Genomic DNA, 16555 nt, shown 5'->3' with positions numbered 1-16555 from the left:
AGCAACATCTGTCTATATGTCAACAGGTTTATTAGAAGGTGGTAATGAAACAATGTCTACTAGTACAATGTTTCTGTCAAACACAAATGGAGTGACATTATTGACGACTTCAACAGAAGTAGAAGAAGTTGTAATTGAATTTACTGAAGTGAATGGAGAAAGAACTTACACCAATCCTGATGACTTATAAAATAGTATCAGAAAAGTGTTTCTAGATTAAGAAACACTTTTTTTATTGCTTATAAATGTAACTCCATAATGACAGTAGTGAAATTGACATAAACTCCATAATGACAGCCCAGTGAAGGCGAGGGGATTCGAACTGTACATACTCTTTCAAAATTGCATCAAACTTGGAAAGATAACAGATATATATTGAATATACAATACATCCGTACTTTAGTCAGGTTAATTTAACCCTCTATTTAGATGGAATATTAATTAGGTACTTAAGGTATTTATATTAGAGATGATATATTCATTAGTGTTTAAAATGATATTATATATATAACAAAAAAAGCGATTAGAGATAGTTTAATCGCTTTTTTTGTATTAGTTGTTAAGAAAAATACAAAATACTTAAATTAAATAACATCTAATAATCTTTATAATTTTAACAGAAACAGAATTAGGTGATAAATCTAGATTGATGTTTATTCAATCCAAATAACAATCTGTAAATTAGTACCAAGTTATTTATCTTAGGATCCAATTCTACATTTTTTTACAAATTTTTACAAATGTGTTATTATTTGTAGTATAATGAATATGCTATTATTCATGAATTATTGATATAATCAAAAATGTTCTGAATATTATTAAATTGATAAGTAAAACATTATACAATACTGAATTAATATCCTAATTTTGATGTGAAATGAACTTAACTTATAATTATTTTTTTGAAAAGGAAGGGTGGATATTATGATTATTTTAAATGGTAAATATAATAGTGCAAAGGTTTTTACTGATATAGTAGATAATATATATCGCAAATAATTAATTTATTAAATTTAGAGATTTTTAAAGAAAGTAAAATTCGTATTATGCCAGATGTTCATGCTGGTGCAGGTTGTGTAATTGGATTATCTATGACAATTTCTAAAAAAATAGTACCTAATCTTATAGGCGTTGATATTGGGTGTGGTGTTTTATGTATTAAATTAAAAGATAAGGACATTGATTTCATAAAACCTGATGATATCATTCGCAAAAATGTACCTTCTGGTTTTAATGTTCGTAATAATAGACATGAAAACTATAATAACATTGCTTTTGATAGTGTGATAGCTCCATTTGATCGAAATCGTGCTGAGTTAAGTGTTGGCTCACTTGGTGGTGGAAATCATTTTATATCTATAGAACAAGATTCTTTCGGTGATAACTATTTACTTATACATAGTGGTAGTCGTTATTTTGGAAATCAAATAGCTAAATATTATCAAAATCTAGCAGTCGAAAATTTAAATGATTATCAAAATGAAAAAGAAAACATAATAAAACAGTTAAAATCTCAAGGCAGAGAACGAGAAATAAATGATACTTTAAAACAGTTAAAGGTTAAGAAAGTATTATCTCAAAAAGAAAAAGATTTAGCATATTTAGAAGGTGAAGATATGCAGAACTATTTACATGATATGGGGATAGCGCAGTCTTATGCTCATTATAATAGGCTTACTATTGCTGAGGTAATTCTTGAACATATGAACTGGGAGTTTGTTGAAAAATTTGATACTATTCACAATTATATTGATTTAAATAATATGATTTTACGTAAAGGTGCTGTGTCAGCACAAAAAGATGAAAAATTAGTTATACCTATTAATCTGCGTGATGGTTCTATTATCGCAATCGGTAAAGGTAATAACGATTGGAATTGTACAGCACCACATGGTGCAGGAAGATTGTATAGTCGAGGAAAAGCTAAAGAACTATTTAATGTATCTGATTTTGAAAAAACAATGAAAGGCATTTATACAACATCTGTTTCTCAATCTACATTAGATGAATGTCCTATGTCATATAAAAATATTGATGACATAGTAAATAATATTCACGATACAGTTGATATCGTAAGTATAATAAAACCAGTTTATAATTTTAAGGCATAAATAATGAGAGCATAACTTGATGATTAGTAAAAATATTTTTAAGTAAGATTTAATTTATTGCTTGTTAAGTTATATAATTGATAGAGGAGGTAAGAGTATGGAGAAAACCGCTTATGAGATTCAAAAAGAAAGAATTAAGAAATTAGAAGAAAAAGCAAGGATATTATTAGATAAATGTAATATTTTAACTCTTGCTTCTGTGAATGAGAATGGCTATCCTAGAATATGTACAATATCTAAAATCAGGTCTAATGGCTTTTCAGAAATTTATTTTATGACATCTAAAAGGTCTCATTTACATGGAAAAGCTACACACTTTGAAAATAATTCAAAGGCTAGTGTTTGCTATCATCTTGGTGGAGACTCCGTAACACTTATAGGAAATGTTGAGATTATTGAAGATATGGATGAAAAAAGTCAGTTTGAGAGTGATTGTGACAAACGTTTCTTTAAAAAAGGCATTCAAGATCCTAAATGTTATGTTTTAAGATTTCGGACAAATGAAGCAACTTTTTGGATTGAGGGAAAATTTAGAACCTGTAAATATAAAAAGTAAAATCAATTATATTGAAGTATCATTCACCAAATAAAGATTAAAGTTTTAAAGGATATAATAATTACGCATTGTTTATTAACTTTGCGTTTTTATTATGTTTAGAAAAATACTTTTGAAATAATAAATAAAATAGTATATAATATATAGGTTAACTTAGTAATTTTTGTTTATATTAATACAAGTAACTTAATTTATAGATGATATCATAATAGGAGGAAATGATGTTAGAATTAATTGTTAATCCTACTAGTATGGATTTTATTAGAAAATGTGATATATGTGATGCTTTTATTATTGGAGAAAAAGATAAGGGGTTAAGATTAGCCCATTATTTTACTAATAATGAAATCTTAGAAATAATTAATTTATGTAAAAAGAGAAAGCAAAAAATATATATTGCTTGTAATAAAATGATACATGAAGAAGAATTAGACATGTTTGATGAATATATAAAACAATTATCATTACTAGATATTGATGGGATTATTTTTGGGGATTTAGCGATTTATCAAATCGCTAAAAAATATAAGTTAGAAAATAAACTGATTTATAATCCTGAAACTTATATTACCAATTATGAAAGTGTTCGTTTTTTTGCTGGTAAGGGCATAAAACGAGTCTCTATCGCAAAAGAAATTACCCTAGAAGATATTCAATTAATTGCTTCTAAACAATTATTAGAAATTGATATTTTAGGACATGGTCCAGTTAACATGTTTCATTCAATGCGCGATTTAGTCACAAATTATTATAAATTCTTAAAATCTGATCAACCTGAGAAACATCACAATGAAAACTTATATTTAATTGAAGAAATTAGAGATGACAAATATCCAATTATTGAAGATCAAAATGGAACCCATGTATTTAGCTCTTTCGATTTATGTACGATTAATTACCTTGATGTATTAATTGAAAACAACCTTAAATCAATTCGAATAAATGGTTTATTTAAAACAGATGATGAATTGTATCAAATTACACAATTGTATAAAAAAGCAATTGAAGATTATTCAATTGATAAAGACAAGTATATGAAACAAAAAGATGATTATATTAAACAATTAAAGGAAATAGAAAATATTAGACCATTTAATGATGGATTCTTATTTAAAAAAACAATATATAAAGGTGATGAACGAAATGAACGATAAGCGTGTAATCATCAATAAACCAGAATTATTAGCACCAGCAGGTAATTTAGAAAAACTTAAAATTGCGATATTATATGGAGCTGATGCTGTCTTTATTGGCGGAAAAGAATTTAGTTTAAGAGCACGAGCAAGTAATTTTTCAATTGAAGATATTAAAGAAGCTGTTTTGTTTGCGAGAGCTCATCAAGCGAAAGTATATGTTACAACCAATATTATCGCTCATAATGAGAATTTAAACCATTTAGAAGAATATTTACAAGAATTATATGAATGTGGTGTTAGTGCGATTATTTGTGCTGATCCATTTGTGATTGAAACAGCTAAAAAAGTCGTTCCCAATATGGAAATTCATTTGAGCACACAACAATCAACAACTAATTCAGAAGCCATTAACTTTTGGTATGACGAGGGTGTAAAACGCGTTGTTTTAGCACGAGAACTCTCAATTCATGAGATTAAAAAGATATCACAAAAAACAAAAGCTGAAATAGAAGTATTTATCCATGGAGGAATGTGCGTCTCTTATTCAGGTCGTTGTACTTTAAGTAATCATATGACAGACCGTGATGCCAATCGTGGTGGATGTGCACATTCTTGTAGATGGAATTATCGTCTTTACAACCAGGAAGATGATTTAATTTCAGCTGAAGATGGGCATTATAATCTTAGTTCAAAAGATCTTATGGCTATTCCATTTATTCCAGAGTTAATTGAAGCTTCTGTTAATAGTTTAAAAATAGAAGGAAGAATGAAATCAATTCATTACATCGCAACAGTTGTTGGAACTTATCGAAAATTAATCGATGATTATTGTAGTGATCCTGATCATTTTGTTTTAGATGATAAATATTATGAAGAAATGAGTAAAGCTGAGAATAGACAAACCTCAGTTGGTGCTTTAGCAGGTAAGCCAACAGAAAATGAACAATTATACAATGTGAGAACAGAAAAACCAACCCAAGAATTTATCGCAATCGTTTTAGATTATGATGAAAAATCACAAATCGCAGTAATAGAACAACGGAATTACTTTACCGTTGGTGATGCTGTTGAAGTCTATGGACCTGGTTTTAGAAAAGATTACTTTACGATTGATAAAATATATGATGAAGATAATAATGAAATAGAGGTGGCTCGTCATCCTCGACAAATATTAAAAGTAAAGATTCCTTTTAAGGTTTATCCTTATGATATTATTCGTAAAACAAGAAAAAAAACAAATAATAATTAATAAATAGATAGAAGGAGAAATTTATGAAGTCGATTATTATAGGGATTGCAGGAGGTACTGCATCGGGTAAGACAACCGTTACTAAAAATATCGCAGAAAATTTCAAAAAAGAACATGTTTCCGTTATTCGTCATGATGACTACTATAAGGATCAAAGTCATTTAACATTTGAAGAAAGACTTCAAACTAATTATGATCATCCATTTTCTTTAGATAATGAATTATTATATCAACATTTAGGTATTTTATTAAAAGGAGAATCAATTCAAAAACCTACGTATGATTTTACTGTTCATACAAGAGCGAAATTAACTGAATTGATTGAGCCCACTAATATCATAATATTAGAAGGAATTTTAATCTTTGAAGATGTTAAATTACGTGATTTAATGGACATCAAGATATATGTTGATATCGATGATGATATCCGGTTTATTAGACGTTTATTACGAGACACAAAAGAACGGAATCGTAAAATTGAGTCAGTGGTCAGTCAGTATTTAAATACTGTAAAACCAATGCATAATCAATTTGTTGAACCTTATAAACGTTATGCTGATTTAATTATTCCTGAAGGTGGTAATAATAAAGTTGCAATCGATATTATTGTATCGAAAATTAAACACATAATTTCGACTAAAAATGTGTAAATAAGACACGTTATGTATTATAATATAAAGTATATAAATTTGGAGGTATTAAATGACTAAATCAAAATATGAAATAACCAAGGAAGGTTTTAAGAAGTTTGAAAAAGAATTAGAATATTTAAAGACGGTTAAACGACCTGAGAATATTCAAGCACTTCAAGAAGCACGTGCACAAGGAGATTTATCAGAAAATGCTGAATATGATGCAGCAAGAGATGAACAAGCTCAAATTGAAGCCCGAATTGTTGAACTTGAAAATATTATTAAAAATGCAAAAATTATTGAAGGAGATAATACAGATAGTTTAACAATTGGTAAAGAAGTGATTTTTAAAGTGTTACCAGATGGCGAAGAAGAAAAATATCATGTCGTTGGTAGTGAAGAAGCAGACCCATTCAATGGAAAAATATCTGTTAATTCACCAGTAGCACAAGCTTTAATTGGCCATAAAGCTGGTGAAACTGTTGCTGTTTCAACACCTGGTGGGTCATATCAAGTAAGTATTATCGATATTATAAAACGAAGCTAAGGATTAACTGTCACCAAGGTAGTATCTCTTTATTACCTTAGTGACTATTTTATTTTTAAGGAGGAAATGAGATGATAGGTATTATTGGTGCCATGGACGATGAAGTTACTATACTAAAAACTAAAATAGACAATTTAAAAGAATCTCAATACCATTCAGTTAAATTTTATGAAGGAATGATTTGTGGTAAGGAAGTCGTTTTAATGCAGTCTGGTATCGGAAAAGTTAATGCGGCAATGAGTACAACCATTTTATTTGAACAATATGAAATTGATTTTGTCATTAATATTGGAACAGCTGGTGGAGTTAAAGAAAATTGTAATGTATTAGATATTGTTATTTCAGATAAAGTTTGTTATCACGATGTAGATGTCACAGCATTTAAGTATGAATATGGACAAGTTCCAAAGTGTCCTTTATATTTTGAATCTGATGAAAAATTAATTAAATTATCTGAAAAAATATTAACTGAAGAAAAAATGTCATATCATAAAGGATTAATTGTATCAGGAGATTCATTTGTTCATGAAAAAACGCAAATCGAAAAAGTAAAAAATCATTTTTCTAATGTGATTGCTTTGGAAATGGAAGCCGCTGCGATTGCTCAAGTTTGTTACTTATATCAAAAACAATTTATTGTTTTACGATCATTATCTGATATTGCAGGAAAAGAATCACATGTATCATTTAGTTCTTATTTAGAACAATCGGCATTAAATTCATCCACTTATGTATTAAAACTAATTGAACAACTTTAAGGCGGTGGTATTATTAGTAAAACAACATTAGCATTAAAGATGCTAATTCGTTTATCAAATGGTGCTCTGTATAAGAAAAAAGAACTAGCTGACTATTTAGAAGTAACTGAAAGAAAATTAATAGAATTAAGGTATGATTTAGTATATGCTGGATTTTATATTGAAACGATTTCTGGTAAAAATGGTGGTTATCGTTTAGACAAGCATCGTTCGTTAATGTTTTCGGTATTAAATTTAAATGATGATGAATTTAATTCGTTAAAATTTATTCAAAAGACATTAACAAATATAAATGACAGACATTATAAAAATTTCTCATCAGTTATTCAAAAGTATGAAATAAAAAAACAAAGTAGGGGTGAAGATTACAGTATCATTCATCCTGTTAATGAAAATCGTTTAATTGAAAAAGAAAATCAAAACTTTGAAACTTTAATAAAAGCGATAAAAAATAGTAATAAAATTACATTTTCTTATAAGAAAATTGATGCAACCTATAAAACTTATACGATGCATCCTTATGAACTCTTTTTTTATAAAGGATTTTGGTATTTAATTACCTATAATGAAAAATATGAGAAAGCTTATCAATATAAATTAGTTAGAATGAATGAAATTATCATCTTAGATGAAAAATATAAAAAAAGCCCACAATTTCAATTGTGTGACTTTACAGGAAGTACATCTATCTTTAAAGATGAAGCATTTCATTTAGAGTTAGAAATAAAACCGCCTAGAGCGGTGATTATTTCTGAACTATCTTTAGCGAAAGATCAAGTTATTACTGAACATGAAGATGGAAAAATTACCTTTAAAGGTACAATGGAAGGTAAAATTGAAATTATTAATTGGTTGCTTAGTTTAGGTGATGATTTAATGAAAATAGCACCAATAGAAATAGAAGAAGCTTATCTATCTGTATTAAAGAATATGGCTAAAAATCATTCAATTTAGATGCTCGACCTTTGAGATAATAATCGATAAAGTTTCATTAACGTTCGTTTTTCTATTCTTGAAACATAACTTCTAGATATATTAAGTGATTTAGCGATTTGTCTTTGTGTTTCTGCTTTACGATTATTTAATCCAAAACGACGAGTGATGATTTCGAATTCTCGCTCTGATAATTCAGGTAATAAACTCAATACTTTATCGATACTATCATTAAAAACAACTCGATCTTCTATAGAGCGGTTTTCATCTTGTAAGACATCGATTAAAGTGATTTTGTTTCCTTCTTTATCATAACCGATAGGATCATTTAATGAGATTTCACTTCTTTTTTTCTTATTGCTTCTTAATTGCATTAAAATTTCATTTTCTATGCATTTAGCAGCATAGGTTGCTAGTTTTGTACCCTTATCATCATTATAAGTATCAATGGCTTTAATGAGTCCTATCGTCCCTATGGATAGAAGGTCATCTTTTTCATCCAATGTGTTTTCGTATTTTTTAACGATATGCGCTACTAAACGTAAATTATGTTCAATCAATTTATTTCTAGCTTGGATATCATTTTGATCTTTTCGCATTAGCAAGTCTTTTTCTTCTTCTGTAGATAAGACATCTTTAAAAGATTTTGATTTGATACTTCCTAAGAATGGAAGTATTTTTAATAAAGTTGCTAATAATTCAATCATTTTTTCCCCCTAATAAATGACAATTAGAAAAAATTATTGTATAATTTGATTTGAGATATTATTTACATAATATCTTTAAAATTTGATATGGGATATTATTTTAAAATATTATTCTTGAAATTAGAAGCAGGTGATAACATGAAATTATTTATACCAAATGAATATCATAAAACAATCCATGATATTGACTTAGTAAAATTATATGATTCAGGAAAACGATTAATTCTTACAGATTTAGACAATACCCTCGTTGGATACGACATTTTTCTACCTACTAAAGAAATAATTGAATTTAAAGAAAAATGTGAAAAATTAGGGATGAAATTAATGATAATTTCTAACAACAAAGAAAAAAGAGTTCAATTATTTGCGAAAAAATTAGATGTTCCATACCATTCTAATGCGATGAAACCTTTTAAAAGAGGATACAAAAAATTATCATTAGGATTTTCTACCCAGGAGGTAGTGATTATAGGTGATCAAGTTTTAACAGATATTGTTGGTGGAAATCGAATGGGTTATTATACTATTTTAGTTGATGTGATAAACTATAAAAATGAACAATTAAAAACACGAGTTAATCGATTTATTGAAAAAGTCTTATATAAGAAATTTAAGATTAAAGGTGAAAAATAATGAATGAAATAAAATGTATGGGATGCGGAAGTATACTTCAAACAGATAATGAAAAAGACCCTGGATTCATTAAAAAAAATCTTCTAAATCGAGAGACTGATGAACTTTTATGTCAAAGATGTTTTCGTTTAAAACATTATCGGGAAATAGCTGATGTAGATTTAAGTAATGATGAATTTGTGAAAATCTTAAGTGATATCGCAAATCGTGATGCATTAGTTGTTAATGTCGTTGATTTATTTGATATTTCCGGAAGTATTATTTCAAGCATTCATCGCTTTATTGGGAGTAATGAGGTTTTATTAGTAGGAAATAAAAGAGACATTTTACCTAAATCAATTAAGGATCATAAAATAAAAAATTGGGTGCGACGTATTATTAAAGATTATGGCTATAAAGTGGTTGATGTTGCTTTAGTCAGTGCTCAAAAAGGACATGGTATTGATGACTTATTAGAAATGATTGAACAATATCGTAAAGGACGAGATGTTTATATCATTGGTTGTACTAATGTTGGAAAGTCGACTCTAGTTAATGCGATTATTAAACGATTTACAGAAAAAGTAGATGATTTAATTACTGTTTCTCAATTTCCTGGTACAACCCTTGGTTTAATTGAGATTCCTTTAAATAAAGACAATGATATCATTGATACACCAGGAATTATCAATTCCCATCAATATGCATTTTATTTAAATAAAAAACATTTAAAACATATTTTACCTCAAAAAGAGATTAAACCGAAAGTATATCAATTAGAGAGTAAACAAACGTTATTTTTTGATGGTTTAGCAAGGTTTGATTTTTTTCAAGGTAAAAAAACCTCATTTGTTTGTTGTTTTAATAATGGGATAAAAATACACCGAACAAAGTTAGAAAATGCAGATTCTTTATTTGAAAGACATATTGGTGAATTATTAAGTCCACCAAGTGTTTCTGAATATCAATCAATGGGAGCTTATGTTAAACATCAATTTAAAACGCCACGTGAAAAATGTGATGTTGTGATTTCAGGATTAGGTTTTATTAGTATCCATGAACCGAATATTCAAATAATTGTTTGGGCACCTAAAAATGTTGGGGTTTATATTCGTCCTTCTTTGTTTTAGGTGGTGGATATGAAAAGTTATGCTGTTGTTGGACAAAACATAAACTATTCAATGTCACCTATTCTTCATCAACATCATTTTTCAACCTTAAATATAGATGCCAGTTATAAGTTATTAACTGTAGATAACTTAGATGTTGAGGAATTAAAAAAATTATCTGGTTTTAATGTAACGATTCCTTATAAAGAAGAGATGGCGCTAATATGTGAGGAATTAAGTGAATCAGCTAAAAATACAAAAGCAGTTAATTGTGTGAAAGTTGTTAATAATAGATTTTTTGGCTTTAATACCGATGTATCTGGATTTTATATGTTGTTAATAAAACATCAACTCATAAAACCCAATCAAAATGTATTAATAATTGGTGCAGGTGGTGCTGCGAAAGCAGTTTTTTATTGTTTTAAAGAAAATACAAATTGTCATCTATTTATGACAAACAGAACGAAAAATAGGGCATATGAAATAACAGATCAAGTTATTGATATAAGAGATATTTCAAAAGAATTAGAACGTTTTGATATTGTTGTTAACTGTACAAATGTGGGTGTAAAGTCATATGAATCGCCAATTGAAATGATAAAGATTAAAGAAAATGCTTGTTTTATTGATATAAATTACCAATCAAAAAGTTTGTTTTTAGACATGGCGAAAAAGTTAAATGCAAAAACTATTAATGGACTAGATATGTTAATATATCAAGCAGCGAAAAGTTTTGAAATATGGTTTAATCAAAAAGCCAATGTAGAAGCCATGTATCAATCATTAGAAAGGATTTAAGATGTTAAAAGGAAAACAAAAACGTTATTTACGTAGTTTAGCGCATAATTTACAACCAGTTATGCAAATTGGTAAATCTGGATTAACAGATAATTTTATTCATACATTTATTGATGCAATTGATACTCATGAACTGATTAAAGTATCAGTATTACAAAATTGTATGGAACCTAAAGAAGCATTAGGTGAAGAATTATGTCAAAAAACAGATAGTGATTTAGTGCAAATTATTGGAAATCAGTTGATATTTTATCGTCCTACTACGAAAGAAAATAAGGAAAGTAAGATAGTTCTACCGTAGTATGAAGCAACTGACGATTGAAAAAGCACTTGAAATTGTTAAAAATAAAAATGAATTGAGATTTCAACATGTTTTAGGAACATATGAAAAAGCAAAAGAACTAGCAAAACTGTATCATATCAATGAATATAAAACTCTAATAAGCGCAATTTTACATGATTATGCAAAAAATGAATCGCTTGATTCGATGAAAAAGATTATTAGTGATTATTTAGATCCTAACATGTTGAATTATAATCCGGTTGTTTATCATGGTGTAGTAGGCGCTTATTTAATTCAAAAAGAATTAAAAATAGATGATATGGATATTATTAATGCGGTTAAATATCATGTTACAGGACATCCTGAGATGAATGATATCGCTAAAATTGTTTATATTGCTGACTATACCGAAAAAAATCGTAAACAACCAAGCGTTGAATATTGTAGATCTTTAAGTAAAATCTCATTAGATTTAGGTGTCTTAGCAGTTTGTGATAAAACAATTGAATACTTAAAGAAATCAAATCAACCAGATATTCATCCGCTCGCAGAAGCAACATACCAAAGTTTTTTAAAGAAAGTAGGTGTAAGTGTTTATGACACTTTTAGAAACAATTACAAAGGCATGTGACGACTTAAAAGCTTTAGACATACAAATATTAGATATGAGAGATATATCGCCTCTTGTTGATTATATGGTAATCTGTACAGGTCGTAGCGATCGACAAGTTAATGCGATTGTACATAAAATTAAAGAAGAAGTGCTAAAAAATAATTATCAAGTAAAACATATTGAAGGTGCTGATGGTAATCTTTGGGTTTTAATTGATTGTTTTGATATTGTCTGTCATGTGTTTCAAAATGATGAAAGAATTAAATATAGTTTAGAAAAAATTTGGGGAGATGTCCCAAGAATTAAATTAGAAGATTTGTCAATATAGGGGGATTTTATGGCGTATCAACATTTTTATCAATTTTATGATTCTCTTATGGAAGATGTGCCCTATGAAAAATATATTCATTTAGTAAAAGAATACGCTAAAAAAGATCAAATTATTTTAGATGTGGGTTGTGGAACAGGAAGTGTACTCACCCGTTTAATTGAAGAAGGTTTTTTAGTTGATGGACTTGATTTAAGTGATGAAATGTTACTTGTGACGCAACAAAAATTAAGTGATAAAAAGTTACATACGAATTTATATCAAGATGATATGAGAAATATCATGGTTGAAAATGCTTATGATATTATCATTAGTTTTTTAGATTCAATTAATTATTTAACTACCTATGAAGATATCCTTCAAACCTTCACAAGAATCTATAAAGCGATTAAAAATGAGGGCTATTTTATCTTTGATGTTCATTCTCTTAATAAAGTTCATCAAGTGTTTGATGGTTATTGTTATAATGAAACGATGGATGATTATACTTATTTATGGAACTCATATGTTGAAAGAGAAGAAAACTTTAGTTCTGTCTATCATGAATTAATCTTCTTTATTAAACAAACGAATGATTTATATAAACGATTAGAAGAATTTCATCATCAGGTAATTTTTCCTTTACCAGATTATGTTAATATATTAGAAAAAGTTGGTTTTAAAATTGAAAAAATGCTTTATGATTTTGATAATTCAAAAAATGAAACCAATTGTGATAAAATAATTATAGTTGCTAAAAAATGACTAACATAAGTTATCTCTTTAGGTACAAACTATTAGTGAGCGCTCAAAACTGTCTAATAGGGAGGATGCTATGAAAGATAACAGATCAAAATCAAACAACAAATTAAATACTCGTTCGAATGCAGATAGAAGAGCAAATAAAACCAATACGCATGAATATAATTATGAGTTAGGCCAAGATGATTACGACTATGAATTCGGTCAAGAAAATGAATCGAGATATGATTATGAATTTGGTCAAGAAGCAAATGCCGCAGCGAAAGATAGTCCATTAGCGCGTGGCGCTAATGTTGCTGGTGCATTTTCATCCCCAGATACAGGTGCTACTGAAACTAGTGCTAATCGAGCATATGATGAAGAGTATTCATTAGGTCAACCTGATAACGCTAGTTTACAACGTGAAGTAAATGCTAGGGGATTGAAAAAGAAATATCAAGAAAACCTAAGACAAAATTATAATGTTGAGTTTTCTGATGATGAATTAATTGATGATAATTGTGAAGATTGTGGAAATTGTGAAAATTGCTCTGAATGTCAAAAATAACTATAGTTAGATAATAAAATCCCTTCATTAGGTGTAAATACTGATGGAGGGATTTTTATGTTTGATGAAATCGATAAAAAAAGCAAATGGTTAATTTTTTTAATTATCACAAATATAATAACTATTAGTTTTTCTTTTTATATGTTTTTTGATAAAAAGGATACAGGTATTGTTGAACAAGAAAAAATAGTTGTTCAAATATCAGGTGAAATTAATCATCCTGATGTTTATGAAGTAGAAATAGGAACAAGATTAAGGCAATTGATTCAATTTGCCGGTGGATTTACAGAAGATGCAAATATAAATGCAGTAAATCAAGCGATTTTGCTATGTGATGAAATGAAAATTTCTATTCCAACCATTGATAATAGTAATCCCAATCAAAGTATGGAAGATGGAAAAATAAATATTAATACAGCGGATTTGGCCTTACTAATGTCATTAAACGGGATAGGAGAAGTGAAAGCAGAAGCAATCATACATTTCAGAGATAAATATGGTTATTTTAAATCAATTGAAGAAATTCAATTAGTGACTGGAATTGGAGATAAGACTTATGAGAATATCAAAGATTATATATGTTGTTAATCATAGTATTTATCTTTTGATTGCTTTATCACTAGTTGGGTTGTATTTAAATAATCACAATGTGCTTATTATGTTTCTCATAATAGGCTATTTATGTTTTTTATTAAAAAAGTCATTTAAATTATTACTTTTTATAAGCATATTTATGGGAATTTATTATTGGATTTATCATTATCAATCAATAAACTTATATCAGATTAAACACACACCTACTATATCTTGTATGATAACTACTATTCCAGAGTACAAGCCAGATTATATCAAATTTTCTTGTAAATCAGAGAAAAATAATATATTAGTTTATTTAACTGATACAAAAGAAAAATTAAAAATTGGCGATGTAGTTAAAATGAGTAACGAATTAGAGTTAGTAAAAAATAATACTGTACCTAATCAGTTTAATTACGCGAAATTTTTAAAAGCATCCCATATTGCTTATCAAAATAGGGTTAATGACATAAAAATAATTAGCCATAATGAAACTATTCATTATAAATGGATCAATCAGATTATTATATATTACCAAGATTTACCAATTAGTGATTATTTATTGTCTTTTATTATTGGTAATAAACATGCTTTTGATGATGATTTTACTGATAAAACACAGACATTAAATATATCTCATTTATTTGTTGTAAGTGGATTTCATATCGGTTGTTTATATGTTATGTTAAAATATTTGTTTAAATATTTAAAGTTAACAAAAGAGACAAGTGAAATCATTATTTCGATTGGTTTAATCTTTTTTTTAATATTAAATAATTTTTCAATATCAGTTTTACGAGCTGTCATTCTAATTATTAGCTTACAAATGAAGCACCGATTTAAATTACCAATAGAAAATATTCATTTATTAAGTTTAATCGCAAGTATTAATTTAATAATTAACCCTTTTATTATTAATCATATTGGGTTTATTTTGTCGTATTTGATTACTCTAATTCTATTTTTAAGTCATACTATATTCATGAATTATAAGCATTTTATAATTAGTTTATTTAAAGTTAATATCATTGCGCAATTGTTTTCACTACCAATTATCGCAAATTTTAATTTTTCGTATAATTTTATATCTTTTCTAATAACTCCATTATTAAGTTTATATTATACCTTGATTATTTTTCCGATGACAATTATTTGCTTGATTTTTAAACCTTTTTCATATTACTTACAGGATTTTTTCTATTTATTTGAAAAAATGCTTAACCTATTTGTATCATTCTCATATTTAGACATAAATATAGGATGTTTTAATGTTTCTCGTTATATCATCTATTATTTCTTGCTTTATTTATTAATGAAGAAGTTAGAAAAAAGACAATTTTCTTATCTATTTTCATCTCTACTTATAATTGTTATCCTTTTTTATTATCAATTGTCACTAACAGATGAGGTAACATTTATTGATGTTGGTCAAGGAGACAGTATCTTTGTTCACAGTAATATAAATCATTGTAGTGCTTTAATTGATACAGGTGGTAGTTTATATTATAAACCAGGAGAAAATGTTGTAAACTACTTAAAATCGATTCAGACAAGGCAATTAGATGTTTTGTTTATCACCCATACAGATATTGATCATGCAAATGATTATCACTTGATAATCAATCAATTTAAAGTAAAAACAATTGTCTTTAATTACTATGATACGAGTGAACTACAAACAAGGATTGAAAAAGATGCAAGAGCCAAAAAAATTAACATCTTAAAACTAAAAGCATATAATAAAGTAACGTGCGGGAATTTATCATTCCACATTTTAAATCCTGTTAGAAAAAATAATACTATTAATGATAATTCATTGGTATTATTTTTGATTTTTAATGAGGAAAATTACTTATTTATGGGTGATGCTACAAGTGATTTAATATATCCACTGAAAGGCAAAACAATTGATTTTTTAAAGGTAAGTCATCATGGGTCTAAGTATCAAACCAGTCAACAATTTTTAAAATCACATATGATAAAGCAAGCAATGATTTCCGTAGGTAAAAATAATTATCATCATCCTTCAAATGAATTACTCACATTATTAGATGAACAGAAGATTATATATTACAGAACTGATAGGAATGGAACGATATCTGTTAAATACTACCTTAAAAAAAAGAGAATGATATTATTGTATCAACCATATAATATAGATGTTTAATAAATGTTTTCCGGTCATTAAACACTTCGTGTTTAATGTTTATATAGATAAATCAGAAAAGGGGCTTATTTTATTTAAATAAGTCCTTTTTCATTTACCTTTTATATGATTTAAGTTAAAATAGATAGTATATTAGGAAGGAGATGTAT

General features: G+C 27.5%; 19 protein-coding genes and 1 pseudogene. 19 read left to right on the top strand and 1 reads right to left on the bottom strand.

Translation table 11 applies throughout. From position 1 onward, the window contains the following. The first annotated feature begins 52 nt into the window (after positions 1-52). The 9 genes and pseudogenes from KHQ81_06830 (at position 53) to KHQ81_06790 (ending at position 7943) form a co-directional block, all read left to right on the top strand. Positions 53-190, top strand: coding sequence for a hypothetical protein (locus KHQ81_06830; protein ID QVK19392.1), 138 nt, complete (start codon positions 53-55; stop codon positions 188-190). 734 nt (positions 191-924) lie between these two features. Next, positions 925-2111 (top strand): annotated as a pseudogene (locus tag KHQ81_06825) (RtcB family protein). A gap of 97 nt (positions 2112-2208) precedes the next feature. Further along, positions 2209-2667 carry a pyridoxamine 5'-phosphate oxidase family protein gene (locus tag KHQ81_06820; protein ID QVK19391.1) on the top strand — a complete coding sequence of 153 codons (459 nt, stop codon included), beginning with the start codon at positions 2209-2211 and terminating at the stop codon, positions 2665-2667. 221 nt (positions 2668-2888) lie between these two features. Continuing rightward, a complete protein-coding gene (locus KHQ81_06815; GenBank protein QVK19390.1) occupies positions 2889-3821 on the top strand; it encodes a U32 family peptidase in 933 nt (310 codons plus the stop codon). Continuing rightward, complete coding sequence (locus KHQ81_06810; protein ID QVK19389.1) at positions 3802-5052, top strand: U32 family peptidase; 1251 nt, start codon at positions 3802-3804, stop codon at positions 5050-5052. The genes KHQ81_06815 and KHQ81_06810 overlap by 20 nt, the downstream gene beginning before the upstream one ends. Before the next feature lie 23 nt (positions 5053-5075). Continuing rightward, positions 5076-5702 carry a uridine kinase gene (udk, locus tag KHQ81_06805; protein ID QVK19388.1) on the top strand — a complete coding sequence of 209 codons (627 nt, stop codon included), beginning with the start codon at positions 5076-5078 and terminating at the stop codon, positions 5700-5702. A 52-nt stretch (positions 5703-5754) separates the two neighbouring features. Further along, positions 5755-6231, top strand: a complete 477-nt coding sequence (greA, locus tag KHQ81_06800; protein ID QVK19387.1) for a transcription elongation factor GreA — start codon at positions 5755-5757, stop codon at positions 6229-6231. Positions 6232-6302: 71 nt separating this feature from the next. Beyond that, positions 6303-6989, top strand: coding sequence for a 5'-methylthioadenosine/S-adenosylhomocysteine nucleosidase (gene mtnN, locus KHQ81_06795; GenBank protein QVK19386.1), 687 nt, complete (start codon positions 6303-6305; stop codon positions 6987-6989). Between the two features lie 39 nt (positions 6990-7028). After that, positions 7029-7943 (top strand): WYL domain-containing protein, encoded by a 915-nt coding sequence (locus tag KHQ81_06790; protein ID QVK19385.1) that lies wholly within the window; start codon positions 7029-7031, stop codon positions 7941-7943. On the opposite strand, the gene sigK is transcribed toward KHQ81_06790, so the two are convergent. After that, positions 7940-8629: an RNA polymerase sporulation sigma factor SigK gene (sigK, locus tag KHQ81_06785; GenBank protein ID QVK19384.1), complete on the bottom strand. Its 690-nt coding sequence runs from the start codon at positions 8627-8629 to the stop codon at positions 7940-7942. The genes KHQ81_06790 and sigK overlap by 4 nt on opposite strands. Positions 8630-8767: 138 nt before the next feature. On the opposite strand from sigK, the gene KHQ81_06780 reads away from it, so the two are divergent. The 10 genes from KHQ81_06780 (at position 8768) to KHQ81_06735 (ending at position 16406) form a co-directional block, all read left to right on the top strand. Continuing rightward, entirely contained in the window at positions 8768-9265 is a 498-nt protein-coding gene (locus tag KHQ81_06780; protein QVK19383.1) for a YqeG family HAD IIIA-type phosphatase, read from the top strand. After that, a complete protein-coding gene (gene yqeH, locus KHQ81_06775; GenBank protein QVK19583.1) occupies positions 9262-10374 on the top strand; it encodes a ribosome biogenesis GTPase YqeH in 1113 nt (370 codons plus the stop codon). The genes KHQ81_06780 and yqeH overlap by 4 nt, the downstream gene beginning before the upstream one ends. A 9-nt stretch (positions 10375-10383) precedes the next feature. Continuing rightward, positions 10384-11151, top strand: coding sequence for a shikimate dehydrogenase (aroE, locus tag KHQ81_06770; protein ID QVK19382.1), 768 nt, complete (start codon positions 10384-10386; stop codon positions 11149-11151). Between the two features lies 1 nt (position 11152). Continuing rightward, positions 11153-11452, top strand: a complete 300-nt coding sequence (yhbY, locus tag KHQ81_06765; protein QVK19381.1) for a ribosome assembly RNA-binding protein YhbY — start codon at positions 11153-11155, stop codon at positions 11450-11452. Position 11453: 1 nt separating this feature from the next. Continuing rightward, positions 11454-12065, top strand: coding sequence for a bis(5'-nucleosyl)-tetraphosphatase (symmetrical) YqeK (gene yqeK, locus KHQ81_06760; protein QVK19380.1), 612 nt, complete (start codon positions 11454-11456; stop codon positions 12063-12065). Beyond that, positions 12031-12375, top strand: a complete 345-nt coding sequence (rsfS, locus tag KHQ81_06755; GenBank protein ID QVK19379.1) for a ribosome silencing factor — start codon at positions 12031-12033, stop codon at positions 12373-12375. Before yqeK ends, rsfS begins: the two co-directional genes overlap by 35 nt. Positions 12376-12384: 9 nt before the next feature. Then, positions 12385-13119 carry a class I SAM-dependent methyltransferase gene (locus KHQ81_06750; protein ID QVK19378.1) on the top strand — a complete coding sequence of 245 codons (735 nt, stop codon included), beginning with the start codon at positions 12385-12387 and terminating at the stop codon, positions 13117-13119. A 70-nt stretch (positions 13120-13189) separates the two neighbouring features. Further along, positions 13190-13663 (top strand): hypothetical protein, encoded by a 474-nt coding sequence (locus KHQ81_06745; protein ID QVK19377.1) that lies wholly within the window; start codon positions 13190-13192, stop codon positions 13661-13663. Positions 13664-13720: 57 nt separating this feature from the next. After that, positions 13721-14251 carry a ComEA family DNA-binding protein gene (locus KHQ81_06740; GenBank protein QVK19376.1) on the top strand — a complete coding sequence of 177 codons (531 nt, stop codon included), beginning with the start codon at positions 13721-13723 and terminating at the stop codon, positions 14249-14251. Then, positions 14220-16406 (top strand): DNA internalization-related competence protein ComEC/Rec2, encoded by a 2187-nt coding sequence (locus tag KHQ81_06735; GenBank protein ID QVK19375.1) that lies wholly within the window; start codon positions 14220-14222, stop codon positions 16404-16406. Before KHQ81_06740 ends, KHQ81_06735 begins: the two co-directional genes overlap by 32 nt. Positions 16407-16555 lie beyond the last annotated feature (149 nt).

It is taken from the genome of Mycoplasmatota bacterium (genome assembly GCA_018394295.1).
Taxonomy (GTDB): domain Bacteria; phylum Bacillota_I; class Bacilli_A; order Haloplasmatales; family Haloplasmataceae; genus JAENYC01.
The sequence above is the reverse complement of the archived record's forward strand: the minus strand, read 5'-3'. Positions and strand labels throughout refer to the sequence as shown.

Bases quoted from the DNA above. Each gene is read 5' to 3' on its own strand.
- KHQ81_06830 (QVK19392.1), top strand. From the start codon at position 53: ATGTCTACTAGTACAATGTTTCTGTCAAACACAAATGGAGTGACATTA.
- KHQ81_06820 (QVK19391.1), top strand. From the start codon at position 2,209: ATGGAGAAAACCGCTTATGAGATTCAAAAAGAAAGAATTAAGAAATTA.
- KHQ81_06815 (QVK19390.1), top strand. From the start codon at position 2,889: ATGTTAGAATTAATTGTTAATCCTACTAGTATGGATTTTATTAGAAAA.
- KHQ81_06810 (QVK19389.1), top strand. From the start codon at position 3,802: ATGAACGAAATGAACGATAAGCGTGTAATCATCAATAAACCAGAATTA.
- udk (QVK19388.1), top strand. From the start codon at position 5,076: ATGAAGTCGATTATTATAGGGATTGCAGGAGGTACTGCATCGGGTAAG.
- greA (QVK19387.1), top strand. From the start codon at position 5,755: ATGACTAAATCAAAATATGAAATAACCAAGGAAGGTTTTAAGAAGTTT.
- mtnN (QVK19386.1), top strand. From the start codon at position 6,303: ATGATAGGTATTATTGGTGCCATGGACGATGAAGTTACTATACTAAAA.
- KHQ81_06790 (QVK19385.1), top strand. From the start codon at position 7,029: ATGCTAATTCGTTTATCAAATGGTGCTCTGTATAAGAAAAAAGAACTA.
- sigK (QVK19384.1), bottom strand. From the start codon at position 8,629: ATGATTGAATTATTAGCAACTTTATTAAAAATACTTCCATTCTTAGGA.
- KHQ81_06780 (QVK19383.1), top strand. From the start codon at position 8,768: ATGAAATTATTTATACCAAATGAATATCATAAAACAATCCATGATATT.
- aroE (QVK19382.1), top strand. From the start codon at position 10,384: ATGAAAAGTTATGCTGTTGTTGGACAAAACATAAACTATTCAATGTCA.
- yhbY (QVK19381.1), top strand. From the start codon at position 11,153: ATGTTAAAAGGAAAACAAAAACGTTATTTACGTAGTTTAGCGCATAAT.
- yqeK (QVK19380.1), top strand. From the start codon at position 11,454: ATGAAGCAACTGACGATTGAAAAAGCACTTGAAATTGTTAAAAATAAA.
- rsfS (QVK19379.1), top strand. From the start codon at position 12,031: ATGACACTTTTAGAAACAATTACAAAGGCATGTGACGACTTAAAAGCT.
- KHQ81_06750 (QVK19378.1), top strand. From the start codon at position 12,385: ATGGCGTATCAACATTTTTATCAATTTTATGATTCTCTTATGGAAGAT.
- KHQ81_06745 (QVK19377.1), top strand. From the start codon at position 13,190: ATGAAAGATAACAGATCAAAATCAAACAACAAATTAAATACTCGTTCG.
- KHQ81_06740 (QVK19376.1), top strand. From the start codon at position 13,721: ATGTTTGATGAAATCGATAAAAAAAGCAAATGGTTAATTTTTTTAATT.
- KHQ81_06735 (QVK19375.1), top strand. From the start codon at position 14,220: ATGAGAATATCAAAGATTATATATGTTGTTAATCATAGTATTTATCTT.